The sequence below is a fragment of the Candidatus Thermoplasmatota archaeon genome, assembly GCA_038884455.1.
GTDB lineage: Archaea > Thermoplasmatota > E2 > DHVEG-1 > DHVEG-1 > JAWABU01.
On sequence record JAWABU010000038.1, the window covers coordinates 1 to 16,915 of the forward strand.

18 protein-coding genes and 2 tRNA genes are annotated in these 16,915 nt (G+C 39.8%); 10 read left to right on the forward strand and 10 right to left on the reverse strand.

Annotated features, from left to right (window positions below):
- The first annotated feature begins 183 nt into the window (after positions 1-183).
- Positions 184-1,263, forward strand: a complete 1,080-nt coding sequence (locus tag QXL17_06935) for a hypothetical protein (protein ID MEM4258866.1) — start codon at positions 184-186, stop codon at positions 1,261-1,263.
- Between the two features lie 42 nt (positions 1,264-1,305).
- Here QXL17_06935 and fen read toward each other — a convergent pair whose 3' ends face one another.
- Positions 1,306-2,424, reverse strand: a complete 1,119-nt coding sequence (gene fen / locus QXL17_06940; protein MEM4258867.1) for a flap endonuclease-1 — start codon at positions 2,422-2,424, stop codon at positions 1,306-1,308.
- Between fen and argF the strand changes: the two genes are divergently transcribed.
- The gene (gene argF / locus QXL17_06945; GenBank protein ID MEM4258868.1) at positions 2,423-3,331 is read left to right on the forward strand and encodes an ornithine carbamoyltransferase; all 909 of its coding nucleotides are present in this window, start codon (positions 2,423-2,425) and stop codon (positions 3,329-3,331) included. The genes fen and argF overlap by 2 nt on opposite strands.
- A 12-nt stretch (positions 3,332-3,343) precedes the next feature.
- Here argF and QXL17_06950 read toward each other — a convergent pair.
- Positions 3,344-3,426, reverse strand: a tRNA-Ser gene (locus tag QXL17_06950).
- A gap of 110 nt (positions 3,427-3,536) precedes the next feature.
- Here QXL17_06950 and QXL17_06955 point away from each other — a divergent pair.
- Complete coding sequence (locus QXL17_06955; GenBank protein MEM4258869.1) at positions 3,537-4,976, forward strand: replication factor C large subunit; 1,440 nt, start codon at positions 3,537-3,539, stop codon at positions 4,974-4,976.
- Between the two features lie 19 nt (positions 4,977-4,995).
- Here QXL17_06955 and QXL17_06960 read toward each other — a convergent pair whose 3' ends face one another.
- Positions 4,996-5,778, reverse strand: a complete 783-nt coding sequence (locus tag QXL17_06960) for a hypothetical protein (protein MEM4258870.1) — start codon at positions 5,776-5,778, stop codon at positions 4,996-4,998.
- Positions 5,779-5,872: 94 nt separating this feature from the next.
- Between QXL17_06960 and QXL17_06965 the strand changes: the two genes are divergently transcribed.
- Positions 5,873-6,298: a hypothetical protein gene (locus QXL17_06965; protein ID MEM4258871.1), complete on the forward strand. Its 426-nt coding sequence runs from the start codon at positions 5,873-5,875 to the stop codon at positions 6,296-6,298.
- A gap of 51 nt (positions 6,299-6,349) precedes the next feature.
- Positions 6,350-7,024, forward strand: coding sequence for a UMP kinase (gene pyrH / locus QXL17_06970; protein ID MEM4258872.1), 675 nt, complete (start codon positions 6,350-6,352; stop codon positions 7,022-7,024).
- A 29-nt stretch (positions 7,025-7,053) separates the two neighbouring features.
- Here the strand turns inward: pyrH and ftsY are convergent, their stop codons facing one another.
- Together ftsY and pfdA are read right to left on the reverse strand one after the other, a co-directional pair.
- A complete protein-coding gene (gene ftsY / locus QXL17_06975) occupies positions 7,054-8,268 on the reverse strand; it encodes a signal recognition particle-docking protein FtsY (protein MEM4258873.1) in 1,215 nt (404 codons plus the stop codon).
- A gap of 20 nt (positions 8,269-8,288) precedes the next feature.
- Complete coding sequence (gene pfdA / locus QXL17_06980) at positions 8,289-8,708, reverse strand: prefoldin subunit alpha (protein MEM4258874.1); 420 nt, start codon at positions 8,706-8,708, stop codon at positions 8,289-8,291.
- Positions 8,709-8,880: 172 nt separating this feature from the next.
- Here pfdA and QXL17_06985 point away from each other — a divergent pair, with 172 nt between their 5' ends.
- From QXL17_06985 to QXL17_06995, 3 genes are all read left to right on the forward strand, one after another.
- A complete protein-coding gene (locus tag QXL17_06985) occupies positions 8,881-9,045 on the forward strand; it encodes a hypothetical protein (protein ID MEM4258875.1) in 165 nt (54 codons plus the stop codon).
- 102 nt (positions 9,046-9,147) lie between these two features.
- Positions 9,148-9,777 carry a metallophosphoesterase gene (locus tag QXL17_06990; GenBank protein ID MEM4258876.1) on the forward strand — a complete coding sequence of 210 codons (630 nt, stop codon included), beginning with the start codon at positions 9,148-9,150 and terminating at the stop codon, positions 9,775-9,777.
- 91 nt (positions 9,778-9,868) lie between these two features.
- Positions 9,869-10,147, forward strand: a complete 279-nt coding sequence (locus QXL17_06995; protein MEM4258877.1) for a hypothetical protein — start codon at positions 9,869-9,871, stop codon at positions 10,145-10,147.
- Positions 10,148-10,433: 286 nt separating this feature from the next.
- Here QXL17_06995 and QXL17_07000 read toward each other — a convergent pair whose 3' ends face one another.
- Together QXL17_07000 and QXL17_07005 are read right to left on the reverse strand one after the other, a co-directional pair.
- Positions 10,434-11,366 carry a hypothetical protein gene (locus tag QXL17_07000; protein MEM4258878.1) on the reverse strand — a complete coding sequence of 311 codons (933 nt, stop codon included), beginning with the start codon at positions 11,364-11,366 and terminating at the stop codon, positions 10,434-10,436.
- Positions 11,367-11,613: 247 nt separating this feature from the next.
- A tRNA-Val gene (locus QXL17_07005) sits at positions 11,614-11,686 on the reverse strand.
- Positions 11,687-11,774: 88 nt separating this feature from the next.
- Between QXL17_07005 and QXL17_07010 the strand changes: the two genes are divergently transcribed.
- Positions 11,775-12,377: a hypothetical protein gene (locus QXL17_07010; protein ID MEM4258879.1), complete on the forward strand. Its 603-nt coding sequence runs from the start codon at positions 11,775-11,777 to the stop codon at positions 12,375-12,377.
- A gap of 69 nt (positions 12,378-12,446) precedes the next feature.
- Here QXL17_07010 and QXL17_07015 read toward each other — a convergent pair whose 3' ends face one another.
- From QXL17_07015 to QXL17_07025, 3 genes are read right to left on the reverse strand one after another with little or no spacing between them, the layout of a single operon-like run.
- Complete coding sequence (locus tag QXL17_07015) at positions 12,447-13,736, reverse strand: pyridoxal phosphate-dependent aminotransferase (protein ID MEM4258880.1); 1,290 nt, start codon at positions 13,734-13,736, stop codon at positions 12,447-12,449.
- A gap of 59 nt (positions 13,737-13,795) precedes the next feature.
- Positions 13,796-14,911, reverse strand: a complete 1,116-nt coding sequence (locus tag QXL17_07020; GenBank protein ID MEM4258881.1) for an RsmB/NOP family class I SAM-dependent RNA methyltransferase — start codon at positions 14,909-14,911, stop codon at positions 13,796-13,798.
- A gap of 45 nt (positions 14,912-14,956) precedes the next feature.
- Entirely contained in the window at positions 14,957-15,892 is a 936-nt protein-coding gene (locus tag QXL17_07025; GenBank protein ID MEM4258882.1) for a transcription initiation factor IIB, read from the reverse strand.
- Between the two features lie 231 nt (positions 15,893-16,123).
- Here QXL17_07025 and QXL17_07030 point away from each other — a divergent pair, with 231 nt between their 5' ends.
- Complete coding sequence (locus tag QXL17_07030) at positions 16,124-16,834, forward strand: SGNH/GDSL hydrolase family protein (GenBank protein ID MEM4258883.1); 711 nt, start codon at positions 16,124-16,126, stop codon at positions 16,832-16,834.
- Positions 16,835-16,915 lie beyond the last annotated feature (81 nt).

Genomic DNA, 16,915 nt, shown 5'->3' on the forward strand with positions numbered 1-16,915 from the left:
ACCGCTTTGATCACCGCCTTGCTGAAATCGGCGGTGAAGTTGCGGTTCACATGGTTTGCTACTGTTGGATTTATCCTTTTCTTTGCGCGTCCCATCCAATGAAAAAATGAATGTTTCTTCCTTAATTATCTATTTCGGGATGAAGCCTTTTTACACATAAATTATAAATAGGGGGAAAATAAGATGAATCAAACAAAAAAAATATTGAGCGCTCTTGTGCTCTGTATGCTGGTATTTGGAGCTACAATAAGTGCTGTAAGCTCTCAAAACGAAAAAGAATTTGATGACGACTCTAATATCGTATGCGACCAGACGCAATATGAGGGTCTTGATGGAGAAGGATACCCAGTTACTGCTTTTACCGAATGCGCACAATCATTTACACCTATGTATTCGAGATTAGTCTACGCATCAGTAGCTTTAATCCTCGATTCTCAAAGTACTGGAAATATTGTACTTTCAATTCGAAGTTGTTTGGATGGAAATGACCTCACTTCTGTAATGATTCCTATACATGGATTTGCTCCTCAAACACCAGGAGAGGTAATCACGGTATGGATTCCTTTTGATTTTCCCGACATAACTGTTATCCGAGGAGCAACCTATTACATTGTGCTCAGAGGTAATGAAAGTACAGCTATTGCATTTTGGAATGTAGGTTTTGAGACACAGTATACCAATGGAAGAGCATTCATAAATCCTAATGGAGAAGGATGGCAGCTGCCTGACGATAGTTTAGATTTTGATTTTTGTTTTGAAACTTACAGATATAACGATGGACCAACAGTCTTCGTAATTGATTGTCCGGCAGTGATAGCGAATGTCACGTATCCAATCTATGTTAATGCCTTAGACCCTGAGAATGATAGAATATATTATTTAATAGACTTTGGCGATGGAACGTATGGTACAAACAACGGAAGTATATTCTTCGGCCCATTTGACTCAGGACGTTATGTGTTTCTAACCAACCATCAATGGATGCACCCTGGCTCATATACAATAAGGGTTGGAGCAGTGGATTCACATGGTGCAGTCACGCATTTCAACTACACACATACTATACGAATCTACAGATTGGGTGACACAAACGGCGATGACCAAGTTAATTTTGATGATATCGATCCATTTATCCGAGCTCTAACCAGTCTCGAGGACTACTACTCACATCCGCCCTATAGTCACCATGCAACAGCAGACATCAACAGAGATGACGTAATAGACTTCCGTGACATCCCTCTGTTCTCCAACCTCATCCAATAGATCTTTTTATTTTTTTTATTTTTTAAAAGAAATTATACGGTTTTAAAACTCAAAGAGTTGTTTCTGTTTTGCAGTACAATCTAGAACGCTGAATTTCGAGAGCAATGGTTCCACTCGGTCTTTGCTGAATTGATGCTCATCACATAACATGTTCAAAACCCGGGCAGTATCTGGTTTTGACCATGACACTACATAGTCATCGGTTACCTCAGGATGCAGAAACAGTTCCCGAAGCATCGTTATTTCTTCAAGACTCGGAAGATTAGCATCATGGATTTCAGATAACGCACGTTCAAGACATCCGGTTTTTTTTATGAGTTGAAGGCTTTTTTTCGGACCGAAACCTTTCACACCATCATTAAAATCTGTACCAATAAGAATCGCTATATCAATGAGTTGTTCCTGAGTAATACCAAGTGTTTTCAACCCAAGTTCTAACTGAATCATTCTGGGATGCACCGTAACATAGGCTTGTTTTCCAGGAAGTTTTCGTTTCTCAGAACTTGTCAAATTCTGAACTAACAAAGGCGCACCAAACAAAAGACAATCAAAATCCTGAGATCCAACTGCATATGCTTTGTTCTGCCGAACCATATAACTTGCTTGTGCTTCACCTTCAGAAGGCGCTTGAATATACGGAATCCCAAGAGCAGTCAACAGTTCCTTACTTTGTTCAAGGATCTCTGCTGTCACCCGTGATGTTTGCTGCGCTTTTGACTTCGCAACCTCCATATCACCACGTTCGAGAGCTGCTTCCCATTCTTGTTCAGCAAGAAGACGACGCTTTGTCCTCTGCTCAATCACCTTTGCTTTCAACGGATGTGGCTTACCATCGAAGACATACACCGGACGAATCTTTACGTCAACTAGATTTGCAGTCCGATACAAAAGACCTGACAGATGAGACGTAATTCTTCCTTGTGCATCCTTAAGCGGCGTACCATCACGCTGTCGAATACTAGCAAGAAACTGATGCAGAACATTATACGCATCGATAACGATAATTTTATCACGAAAATCTTCGAAAGCACATGTTTTTCTTTGAAACAAATCACCGAGATCAACACCCATACAAACACAAGAATACCATAGTTTGTTAAATCTCTTTCCAAAACCAACGCCGATATGTTTAAAGAAACCTTTTGTATACCCCGTATTCATGAAACGCGACCTTATTTCCATGCTTGATGTTAAAGATGATCTCGATACAATCATCGACCTCTCCATAAAACTCAAACAACAATCAAAAAAAGGAAAAAATATTGAACTGCTCAAAGGAAAAACTCTTGGCATGATTTTTGAAAAACCAAGCACGCGGACACGGGTTTCTTTTGAAACCGGGATGACAAAACTCGGCGGTCATGCAATCTTTCTCTCAACCAACGACATCCAACTCGGTCGAGGAGAAAGTATCGAGGATACTGCACTTGTTCTCTCACGATACGTAGACCTGATTATGTACCGAGCAAAAAGCAACCAAGCAATGAAAGAACTTGCACAGCATGCAACCGTACCCGTGATTAGTGGTCTTGACGACAAAGAACATCCCTGCCAAGTCATAACTGATCTGATGACCATCAAAGAACACAAAGGAAAACTCAAAGGACTTCAGTTCGTCTACGTCGGCGATGGCAACAACAACATGGCACATTCATACCTCCTTGGCTGCGGAATTGCAGGTATGCACATTCGTATCGTCGCACCAAAGAAATACTGGCCCGAAACCTATTATGTTACTGAAGCAAAAAAATTTGGAATAACCGTCGAAATAACCGATGACGTTACAAATGCTTGTAAAAATGCTAATATTGTTGCAACTGACACATGGGTATCAATGGGTGACGAAGCACAAAAAGAACAACGACTTAAAGATTTCAAAGGGTATACCATTGATACTCAAATGATGCATCAAGCACATCCAGATGCAATCTTTCTACACTGCCTGCCCGCATACTATGGTTATGAAGTAACAAAAGATGTTGCCCATGGAAAACAATCAGTTATTTTTGATGAAGCGGAAAACCGGCTCTGGGCACAAATCGGAATCATGGTGACACTCTGCAAATAAAAAGCTAAAAAGCGCGGGGAGGGAGATTCGAACTCCCGAGGTCAGAGACCAATGGATTAGCAATCCATCGCCGTGCCGGGCTGGGCCATCCCCGCAGAGATATTTTATTCATAATCCAAGAGGAAGAGAGTATAAACCAGGTTCATAAAAAGGTTATGTCCAAACAAATATTAAAATACAACCCCGTGTTTTTCTCTTTAAACATATGGATGATTGGACTGAAAAATATCGACCGAAAAGTTTAGATGATATCATCGGCAATGAACGAGCAGTAAGCATGCTTCGATCTTTTGCTCAGGAATGGCTACTTGAAAAGAAACCAAAGAAAAAAGCAGTCATCCTTGCAGGAAAGCCAGGAACTGGAAAAACAAGTAGTGCACATGCTCTTGCTCGTGATTTCCACTGGACGGTAATCGAATTAAATGCATCAGACGCACGAAATGCACAAACGATAAAAAAAATTGCAACCCAAGGAGCGCTCAACGAAACATTCGATCCTACAGGTCAATTCACATCACGAACAACTGGCGGCAGAAAACTTATCCTCCTTGACGAAGCAGATAACCTCTATGAAAAAATCGAAAAAACCGACGAAAAAAACGATTACAGTGACCGCGGTGGAAAAAAAGCAATTATTGAAACCATCCAAAAAACCAATCAACCAATTATCCTCATCGTCAATGACTACTACAGTTTAATCAAAGGAGGTGGAGAACCACTCAAAACCCTCTGCACGCTTATCAATTTCTACGAAGTTAACGTAACTCAGATCGTCGAACTGTTGAAACGTATCTGCCGAGAGGAAAATAAACATGTCGACGTAAAAGTACTGCATATGCTTGCAGATCGATGCAAAGGAGACGTACGGTCAGCAATACGCGACCTCCAAACACTCACAATTAATCGACACAACGTCGACATCGATGATGTTGACGTCCTTGGATACCGAGATCGAGAAAAACTGATCTTCCATGCCGTACGAGATGTCTTCAGAAACACCAACCTCCAAACACTCAAAGATATCAGCTATTCAATCGATATACCCCCAGAAACATTTCTCCTCTGGATCTCTGAAAACCTGCCCTACGAATATCGAGATGTTGCTGACCTGGTAAAAGGGTATGAAGCGATCTCAAAAGCAGATATCTTCTTCGGTCGAGTTGTACGACGACAATACTACGGTTTATGGGCATATGCATGCGACATGATGACTGGGGGCGTTTCAACTGCAAAAACAAGGATGTACAACCCAATTCAATACTCACCACCAACATGGATGAAAGAATTAAAACAGCAAAAAACACCTCGGATGCTCAGAGAATCAATAGCAAAAAAAATCGGGAAAAACACTCACACATCTGAGAAAAAAAACCGAGAAACACTACTTCCTTATTTTACTGTTCTATTTCAAAACAACACCCGTTTTGCCTGCAGTATGAAACATAAACTTGATCTTACTGATGAGGAAGTCGAATACCTCCTCGGATCACGCTACGCCCATAAACTTAAAGAAATCATAAGCTGCCCAGAAACGACACCAGCCCAACAAAAAGAAATACCTCTCGACAACACAAAACAATCATCTTCTGAAGAAACAAAAGAACCAAAAGTTGAGGTAAAACAACCAAGCATTTTTGACTTCTAAAAAGAAGCTGTGCCGCATCTTATTTTTCTAGATCATCAACCTTTTTCATCACGAGAACCGCTTGCTGCTTATATTCTTCTTTTAACTTATGATACGTATCATCAGATATTTCCTTTGCTCGATGCTGCTTTTCTAAATCCTTTAACAACGAAAGAAGCAACGCTTTTTTTGTTTTTAGTACTTCCTCGGTTTCAACAATCGATGTTTTAGCTTTAAAACGCTGTCGCCGTAACAAAATCAAACTGAAGAAAATAAATAAAATAACAATAACGACAATGATAAAAATCCAGATAAACTCTAGCGGGCCTGCCGAAGGAACATACAACGAAAGCGAACATGAAACTCCTGGAGTTAACTCCTTTCCTTCAAAAAGATTCTCATTATTAAAATCAATAGAAAATAGACTAGTTGGGTACAGTATCGTTTTATCAAAATGATTCACCGACGTAAGCGTATACACGAGACGTAAACGTAATGTTCCGCCTGCAGGAATTTCAAGACCAACCAACGATAAATTACAGGTATGAATATTACCAGATACTACTGTTGGAATCAACATTGCTGTATTAAGAGCATAAACTTCTATTGATCCTTGCAGCGGCTGCTGAACCCAAAAACGAAGCGACGTAATATTGTCAAAACCAATATTCCTCACACTAATATCTTCCTGAACACCAAGATCAAGAGATATAGAAACTGCGTTTTTTTCAACAATAAGCCCAGTATCAGCTCCAAAAACAGGAGCAGAACACAGGACAATTCCGACTATGAGAGCATATAGAGTTACTATGATTTTTTGCATATAAAATCCCCGCTACCATCGATTCATAATTTATGTATTTTTCTATGAACGAAAGCGGTAAAAACTAGAATATTGTTTCACCGTACCACAAAGTATGAAAATAAAAGCAATCAAACTCAAAGTCATTGAAGCCAGACGATATGCTGAACCAGATGACAAACCAAAACAAATCCGTATCGATCATAACAGCCAGATATCCCAGATACAAAATCCTTCAGATCATGTAACGCACGTTGATTTTTCATATACTGCAAGTTACGGACCGATAGGCATGATAAAAATCGAGGGGGTCATAGTCTGTGACTACGATGATGCAAAGAAACTTACACAAGAGTGGTTCGAAACAAGAAAAATCCCAGATCATCTTGCAAGCACAATTCATACTGCAGTCATGCATACCTGCGTCCCTGAAGCAGTTGGAATAGCAAAAGACCTTGGATTACCGCCACCAATTCCTCTCCCACAAGTCAGACTCGGTTCAAACCCAAAACAAGGGCAAATAGGACCAGAAGTAGCCTAAAAAAAGAGAGAGTAACAGCTTTAAATAAAAACAACTCGATACAGGATTTCGATGAAAACCATTGTTTTATCTCTTGGAGGTTCAGTTGTTCTTTCAGATGAAGCAAACCCCTCTTTTTTAAAACAGATCGCAGAGCTTCTCCAGAAAATAAGCTCCAACTACAAACTCTATGTTATCGTCGGTGGAGGAACGATCGCTCGACAATATATCAACCTTGGTAGGATGCTTGGATTTCCTGAAAACCTTCTTGATCAGCTTGGTATCGACATCACCCGTGTCAATGCCCGAGTATTAACCAATCTTCTACCTGACTCGAACAAAGAAATACCTTATACCACCGCTCAAGCAATCAAACTTACCAATAAAATCATCGTCATGGGTGGTACTGAACCACAGCATAGCACAGATCTTGTTGGTGCCGAAATCGCTCAAAAAACCACGGCAGAGCGATTTGTCAACGCAACCAACGTGGATGGAATCTATGATAAAGATCCAAAAAAGCATCCTGATGCAAAAAAGATATCGGAAATTACAATCGACGAATTAATAAAAATCTATGGTACTCGTTGGGAAGCTGCTGGAAAAAATGTCTTCATGGATGGACCAGCATTATCCGTCATCAAAAAAGCTCGCATTCCAACATTCATCGTCAATGGAAAAAAACTTGATCAACTCGAAAATGCCCTACTCGGGAAACACTTCGATGGAACAACTATTCTCGTCTAAACCACCATCAGTTAAAAAAAAATGCTTGCTTATTTTTCAAATAAATTTTGAATCATCCATTCAGGATCAAACGGTCGCTGATCTTCGTATCCCTGTCCAACACCAACAAAAAGAAGAGGTTTTCCTAACGTGTATGCTATCGACAGTGAACTACCTCCTTTTGCATCAGCATCAACTTTATTCAGAATAACCCCATCAATACCAACGACTTCGTGAAAACGCTTCGCCTGTTCAACAGCATCATTTCCTGACAACGCATCACCAACAAAAATAATCAGATCAGGTTTTGCTACGCGTTTAATTTTTGCCATTTCATCCATCAAATTAGAATTCGTCTGCATCCGACCAGCAGTATCAAGCAAGACTACATCTCGATGCTTTGCCTTTGCATGTTCAATTGCATCAAAAGCAACAGCTGCAGGATCTGATCCTGGGCCATGCTTTACGATTTTCACACCAATATTTTCAGCATGGATACTGAGTTGTTCGATTGCCCCTGCTCGAAATGTATCACCAGCCGCTAGCACACAGGTGATGCCGTGTTTTTTCAACAACGTTGCAATCTTTGCAATTGCCAGCGTCTTTCCGGTACCATTCACTCCAACAAACATAATGACAACTGGTTTTTTTTTCTGTTTTTTAATATACTCTAGAAAATCAAATTCACTTCTTTTCAATACGTGAAGGATTGCATTTTTAAGAATTGTTTCAATAAAATCACTTGTTTTCACTTTATAAAAGGGAACTGTAGAAAACTCTTTTTTAATATCATTTTTTATTGACTGAATCACCGAATAAGCAACGTCTGATTCAAGCAACCCAATCTCAAGTTCCCAGAGAAGGTCGTCAAGTTTTGCATCATCGATAACTTTTGCTGTTTTTTGATCAGCAGGAACTTCCTGTTCAATACGTTTTCGAGTATCAACAATTTGTTGCAACTCTCGTTCAATGCTTTCTTCGATTTGCCGGTCAAGTTTCTTTTTGCTGTCGTCACCTCCAGGAGTGGTACGTTGTTGAACTTTTTCAGCACGTTTCCGAGATATAACCTGTGGTTGAACTGGTTGCGCCTGAGCAGTATCTGCTTTTTCAGAAATATCTGAGGATATAACAGCACTCGGAGGAGATTCTTTAACTGGTGCCTCTGACCGCTGTTCTTTCTGTAGTTCAGATTGGAGTTCAGTTTCAATTTCCTCTTCGAGTTTTTGTTCAAAAATTTTGAGTTTTTTCTTTAAAAAATTAAACATTCTTAAACCCTACATGCCCCTTACATTTTTGTTTCATCAATCATCTTCTGTGTTTTCTTTGATAATTCGGCAGCTTCTTGTTCAAGTCGCTGACCCATCTGCAGTAATTTCTGTTGACTTTCTGAAAGACTTTGAATGCGTTCATCTATTTTTTTAACTGCTTCCTCAGATGTTTTTTCGATAACAATATCAGCACCGACGCCGACAAGAACCTTTGATGTATCGCCAAGCATCCCCTGCAGATACACACCACCACCAATCGGTATCAAAATTTCTGATTTCTGCGCTGTTTTTTGAATTGATTCAACAGTCATCTTTGCTTTATACATATCCGCCATTGCTGCTTGAACCATCTGCATCTGGATATCAATAGTGTTGAGTTGCTCCTTATAATACTCAAGTAACGTCATGTTACGTGTAATTTCTTGTTCTGTTGCCATACATATCACTTTTTCATGTCAGACTGGTATCCATTATAAAAGAACCGGTTATTAAGCTATTTCTTATAAAAATCACAGAAAAAAAAGAGTACAACCCTGGTTTTTAAGAAAAATATTTATATCCATGTGTAGTTGTAGCATTCAGAGAGGCGTTCGCAAAAGGAGAAGGGATATGGAAGGAATGGAATTCAGCAAAGAATTTGTAGAAAAACTATCAAGAATACTGTTTTACCAAGACGTCGAGAGCGAGTTCATCGCTGAAAAAACCTCTAAAGCTCAGATAACCAACAACATGCAACCAGAATTTGACCGGATGAAACGATCAGACCAATTCTAAATTTTTCTTTTCCTGTTTTTTTTAACAATAATTTAACAATAATGAATCACCATATACGACAAGACATATACTTTTTTAAACCACAAATCATAGAGGTGTACTATGAGAATCTACGCAGCAGCAGACATCCACGGAGCACAATACCGACTCAATCTTATTTTAAACAATATACAAAAATACGCACCAGATCTCATGATTATCTGTGGCGATATCACCCAGTTTGGACCAGCAGATGTTGCAACCAACTTTCTCAACCAACTACCACTCGAAACTCTAGCACTTCATGGAAACATAGACACACCTGATGTACCACCAGCGATTACGAACAGCAAGGCAATCAACATTGACCGCACCCATATAACAATTAAAAACCAGGAATTCATTGGTATTGGCGGTGATCTTTCAGAACCGTTTACCAAAACATTGATTCATCGTGGAAAAAAAACACAACCACTCAATGAACTCATCACGAAAAAAACAATCCTTGTTACTCATGTACCTCCCTATGGCTTTCAGGATACCACATTTCTTGGACATCACATTGGCAACAAAGAACTCAAAGAGGTACTTGAAACCTATGAACCATTTCTTATCATCTGTGGTCATGTCCATGAGGATCCCGGATACACAACGTACAAGAATACAACGATTGTCAACTGCAGCCTCGGGAAAAAAACAGAAGGTGCACTCATTGACATAAACGATGCTATAACTGTTCAACTTCTAGAATAGCATCCTTTGTTCCGGTATTTACCTTAAATAATACTAAGAATTGTCTTCGAAATTTTTATGTAGAAGAACTGTATACGATCTGCTGATCATTATGGAGCCCGAAGATGAAAGTAAGAACTGGCGGCAGGAGGCTGAATATTTTATTACCCGCTGGGAAATTGAAACGGAGCAGATCAAAGAAAAAGAACTTGACCCAGAACAATGCTGTCAGATTTCAGATACATTTCATCGTGATACCGAAGGACTTCTTGTAAAAAAACCAGCTACGCCTGTCCATCATGACATCCTAGTCCGGCTTGACCAGCTTGAAAATACATTAAACACAACACTAGCTATGGTCTGTACCTGTTCCAAAGAAATAAAAAAATAGAGAACTGGATTGTATCTCTTTATGAGATCCATAAAATACGTTTTTTAAGAAGTACGTTAAGAGCGAGTGAACCAAGCCGGAATTACCAAGTTCTTGTCAGGAGATACGTCAACCTAAACCTTTTTTACAGTTAGTTGAACTAGAGATCTTGCTGGATTACTCAAACGATGCCCAACCATAGTTTATTCATACTGCTGCCGTCGAGCGTGTCGATCAAATTGACCATAAACTCAACACAACATCAGCCATGAAATGCTCTTGCTCCGAACAGTCAGTATAAAGTTTTTTACCTGGTTTTGTACAGCATCAGATACGTACCATCATTGAGTTGGATAACCGAGGCATCTGCAGTAACTGTCCCTACGTTCGATTGGAATCTCGATGATGTTTTTGTGAACCACAAGCCATCTTGCGATGTTGAGATATCAATACCAATCGTATAAAGATAATAGGTTCCATTGTGATAGAAAACGTCAGGAACTGTGCCACCATGATATGCAGGTCCTTTCTCGGTAAAGGTAAGTCCGTCTGTTGAAATCGCAGAAAGTATCTGATTGCTCATGATATAACCCACATAGAGATACCACGTGTTACCAACACAGACGACATCAGGATCAAATATTGCTTCTTTCTCAAATCGTATCCCGTCTTCTTGAATGAAGTGTCGTCCGTCGGTAGAAATAGCAGAATAAATCTTATTTGTTCCAGGTGGGCTATGAGACGACCGTCCTTCATTAATATCAAAATAGTAGAGTCGTATGCGTCCATCATCAAGGAGGAGTGGTGCAGGATCGACAGGAACTTTCTCGCCAATCCCTTCAAAAGATACGTACTCTTTTGGCGACCAAGTTTGACCGTTATCCTCTGAACGGATGAGACCAATCTGCTCTGGTTTTCCATTCTCAGAAACATCCACGAAGTAGACGTAGATAATACCGTTTTTGTAAACTGCGCCAGGGACAGAAGCATGTTCCGCAAGTATCCGTTGCGAATCCGTCCAATTGAGGAGATCCGTACTTGTCGCAAACGAAATCTTATCTTTGTAGGGACCTTCATTCATCTGAGACCATTGATAGAGGTTTGTGTCTTTTTCGTTGTCGTTGTTATCCGATTCTACATTGTTTTCCTTATTTTCAGTGGGCAGTGGTTGTGTACATCCACTCAAGCAAGCAATAAGAAGTACTACACATAGTTCGAGCATAATGTACCAGTTTTTCATGATATATCTCCTCATAAAGGGAATTTATTTGAACCTTAAAGTTTTTTTCATGGATGTTTATAGAGGTAAAAGGATAACGGTTAGTACTTTTCTTCAAAAGTTGATCAACAAGCAAAAACAGTATAAAATTAAAAAAAAATTAATTCAGACTAGCACATGCGGATTGCTTTTTTTCTATCATTGGTACAAGAAATAAGAAAAGTATCATCATTAAATCGATCTGAAGTGATTGTTGGAAATAACTTAATGGGCCAGGCCGGAATTGAACAGGCGATCTCCGCGTTGTAAGCGCGACGTCATAACCACTAGACCACTGGCCCAACAACAAGATGCGAAATATGCTTATTGTTTTAGTATTTTACCATACGAACTGATATAAAATCCTAAAGATATAACTGTGTACCTCTTATGAAGCACAAGACGTTATCTAGAAGTAACATAAAACATCAAACAACGCTCATCATTGAACATTGCGAACCAGAACTTTCTACCTGGCTGCTGCTTGAATATCAACATTGCGTAAAAATCTGGGAAAAAACAATTGTTTTTACTCGAGTTCATGACAAAAAATCTGAAAAAAAACTAACAACTCTTGGAATCGTTGAACCAAGAACTGCAAATGAGATGTTCGCAGGGAAAAAATGTATCATTCTTGACCCTCTTGCAAAAAAGCCACTAACAACAAGAGATTTTGAAAAGCTTGACGGAATCATTATTGGTGGCATTCTCGGGTATAAAAAACCGCGGGGACGAACTAAAGAACTCATCACCAAGCATTCATCATTTGAATCTCGACATCTAGGAAAAATTCAACTCACTATCGACAGCGCTGTTTTTGTTGCAAAAGCAATCATGCTTGGTATGAAACTTTCAGATATTGAAATCACCACAGAAGTTGAAATTGTTCACAATGAGATACATTCAACGATACTGCCGTTTGGATACCCAATACTTAATAACACTGTGATATTTACTCCTGGTTTAATTGAATATCTGCAAAAAACAATGTAAAAAAACTTTTATCTTTACTTCGTTGTACGCAGTAACTATTTGAGTTACGCACATCTCAACAGTTTTATCTTACTGGAAAAAAGTATCTTGCACCTCGTTCAAATATTTCTGAATCCGCATCAAACCTTCATCGATCAACGCATGATCGTAACACAAGGGGCCATACGACAAACGAACTGCATACTCCATACTTGGACCAAAACCAGAACCAGGAATCAACAAAACCCCAGTGTTTTTTAACACTCGTTCAACAAAACGAGTAGGATTCTCAGCATGTGGCGTTGGACAACAGGTATACAAACCTCCGTCAGGGACAAGATATTTCCAACCAAGATGCCGATCAAGTGCAGATAACATCACTTGAGCAGTTTTTTTATAAAGATTTCGTGTAGCATCGATACTCATTTTCAATGTTTTGTCATCGAGTGTTTCTTCAAGAAATCGAGCAGTTGCCATACTATGTAACGTATCAGGGGATAAAAGCAGTGATTCATTGATTTTTTCACACCCTGCTATAATTTTTTCATCTGCTTCAACCCACCCAAACCGCCGCCCAAGACTTGACAACCATTTTGAGTTCGAATGTATTGTAACAAGATTTGGTTTTTTTATTGGAGACCACGAATAACAATTTGGCATCTCGTCAAACCAGAGTGCTTTATATGCATGATCAAGAACAAGAAAACCATGATAATCGTTCATAATCTCTGAAGCAGCTGAAAGAAAATCATTACTTGGAATTTGACTTGTTGGATTATCAGGAACAGGAATTACAAACACCTTCGCACCATCAGAACAATATTTTTTCAAAACCTCAAGAGATACATCAGGTTCAGATAGATACGTCCAAGTTTCAGGATCAAGTGCAGGAACAAAATGTATCTCAGACCCAGGCAATGCACATCGAACAGCATTCAGATAATTAGCGTAGGTTGGGTCAAGAACACAAACACCATCACCAGGATCACACAACACTCTCAACACATCATGAAACAGTTGGGTTGACGAATGACCTAAAAGAATATTTGAAGGAGTCAAACCTCGAAGATTATAGATTTCCTGCTCAAAACGACACAGCTGCTCCCGACAATGATACGAACCAACAATTGAACTATATCGCCCGCTCTCATGAAACCATTCTTTATTCTTGACAATTTCAAAATATATCTCTTGAAGTTGTTGAGGCGCATAATGATTGCACCATCCGCCACCAAACGAAATCATTCTTTTTGGATCTAAACCAAGTTGCCTGATATGATGAGGTTCAGCCATTTTCATAATTGTTTGAATGGGCGAAAGACTGGACAACGACTGCTCAACAAGCTTTGACAATAACAACGGTTTTTGATTTTTCTTCAATGACACCATGCAAGATCAATAAGGAAAGTATTACTTTTAAGTTTTTGTTAAAAAATATTTTATTTTATCTTCTGCAACACAGACAGATAAAAAATATCGCCGAAAGGAACCATGGTAAACGCACCAAATCTCGTTCTTGACAGTAGATCATTCAAAACAAAATCATCAAACCAGGAACATCGAAAACCACGTTCCAGTGTCAGAAACGCTTCAACCACTTGATCCGTTTCATCGGGAGTAAATGTACAGACTGAATACATCAGAAACCCATTTCTGTCGAGTTTCTGTGCAGCCTCTCTAAGGATATCAAGTTGATTTTTTGGGAAGTCGCCAGAACCAGGTACATATTTTGCCTCAGGATTTCTGCGAGCTGCGCCAATACCAGTACACGGAGCATCAACAAGAACAACATCAAAACCACCAGGTGGTATTTTTTGATCACAAATAACATTGGCATGATATGCCTGACAACGCTTCTCTAAAATAGCTTGTTTCTCAAGATTAATATCATATGCGTAAATAGTTTTCATATTTCGTCCAAACGAAGCCATTGCAAGAGACTTACCACCATTCCCTGCACAGTAATCAAGAATACGTTCACCATGACTTGCAGCAAAAAAAGCGACCAACTGACTACTTTCATCCATTACATGCGCAGAACATTCTTTCACTGCTGATGAATACCTGCCTAATGAACTTGTCAAAACTGCAGTTTCAAGATGCGATGTTTCAGCTGGAAGTTGTTCGCGTCGTAACAACGAAACAACCTGATCAGGTGAGCTTTTATTCAAATTCACACACAGTGTTGTCGGCGGTTTTTCATTTATATATTTTGCCCAATCTAAATGATTTTTCAACACCGATGCAACATACGGCGAACACGAATACTGGTCTTCAAAAGAGTTAATACCACTCGTATCACGAACACCATGAACCGCAAGATCAACATATACTTCTGGTGTTTTTTTCAAACCTTTGCTTGCAATCATATCATCATAGAGATTCTTCCAACGAACCACATCATGAACAATCTCAGCAACCTGCTCACGCTGTTCATTTGACAACGATGACGATGGTAAAATATCCCGAAGACACCGACTCATGTTTCCTTTTTTCAGATACTTTGCAACCACTTTGATTGCACTCTCATGAACAATCAGAGAACCATCAAACAACGTGTATCCTCACCTACAATAAAAAATATTTTTTACATCATCTTGCTAATTATCAATCCCTAAACCAAGTTTTTTTGCAACCTCTTTGTATCGATTTCGAATAGTTACCTCAGTTACACCAGCAACATCAGCAACCTCTCTTTGTGTTCGACGCTCACCACACAACACCGATGCAATATACAATGATGCAGCAGCAATTCCTGTTGGTCCGCGGCCACTCGTCAACTCTTTTTTTGCAGCCTCATTCAAGATATCAATGCATTTTGCCTGCACATCCCTACTGAGTTTTAACTCGCTACAGAATCGAGAGATATAATCCTGCGGCGACGTCGGCATAAGTTTTAATCCAAGTTCACGAGCAATAAAACGATAATTCCGCCCGATCTCCTTACGGGACATATGAGCAACATCGCTAATCTCATCTAAGGTTCGTGGCACGTTACACTGCCGACACGCAGCATACAGACTTGCAGCAGCAACACCATCAACACTTCGACCGCGAATCAAATTCTTCATCACCGCCTTCCGATAAATCATCGCAGCGGTTTCTCGTACAGTACGAGGCAATCCAATACCTGATGAAAGACGGTCAAGCTCAGTTAACGCAACCGCAAGATTACGCTCTGATGCATTACTCACCCGAGATCTACTCTGCCATTTCCGCATCCGAAACAGCTGCGCACGATTCCGCGTTGGAATTGACTTACCATATGAATCCTTATTCTGCCAGCTGATCATCGTTGAAAGACCTTTGTCATGAATCGTATACGTCATCGGTGCGCCAACACGAGCACGTTTCTCCTGCTGATCAGAATCAAACGCACGCCATTCCGGCCCATGATCAATGAGATCCTCATCAATAACAAGACCACACGAATTACACACCAGCTCAGCCCTGCTGTAATCTTTGGTCAAATGCGTACTTCCACATTCAGGACATTGCGTGATTTCTTCGATCTTCTGTTTGTCTTTTTTCACCAAGGAATTCCAATCCCCCGCGAACTATTTTTCAGATACATTCAGATAACAGAATAAACAGGGTATCACGCAGGGTATATAAATATGCAGGGTAGATAATCAAAAAGATACACAACCTTTTTTTCAGCAATGAATCGCAACATTCTTGTACACGTGTCTTCTATCGATTTTTTGACAAGCAGAGCACGTCACAACAAAAAAATAAAACCAACGAGGAGATGAAGATCTACGGAAATTGCTTTCTTCGGAGACAGTCTCACCAAAGGAACCCTTGGTGCTTCTTTCCTGAAGATACTTGCCCAAAAACTGCCAGACGACACTCTTTTGAACTTCGGCAAAAACGGCGACACCATCCATGGGTTGTATAAAAGAATCAAACGACTTCCACCAACCATCAAACCTGATCTCGGATGTATCTGGATAGGAACCAATGATATCCTCACCCACATATCATCAGGGTACAACCTGTCTACGAAACCCTCCAAAAAACCATGGCAAGACAACCACGATGCATATCAAAAGGACTACCAGAACCTCCTTGATGATCTTACCAAAAGAATCCCTGCGATCATTACTCTTCCCCCCATCCTTATCGGAGAAGATGTTAACAATCTCTGGAATCAAGAACTCGATGCACTGGCATATATGATTGAAACCCTCTCAAAACAGTATCCAACAGTTACCTACTTCAACCTTCGGGACGTATTCATCAAAGAACTCATGCAAAAAAAATCATCTCGATATCTCCGCCCAACAATCCCAGCAGTTCTTTTTGATAAAATAGCGTGCACCACAGCACAAAACATGGACGTATACGCACAAAAACGAGGGCTTTTTTTCACCATTGATGGAGTTCACCTAAATACCAAGGGAGCACATATCGTTGCAGATGCCATCCATACGATCATCCAAGACTATAGGCTACATCCCGAAATGAATCCATAAATTCAGCATAACGTCTCATTTTGCTGTGAGAATCACGCACAGCAAACAGAAAAAATCATAATTCAACAAGCTTTTTTACAG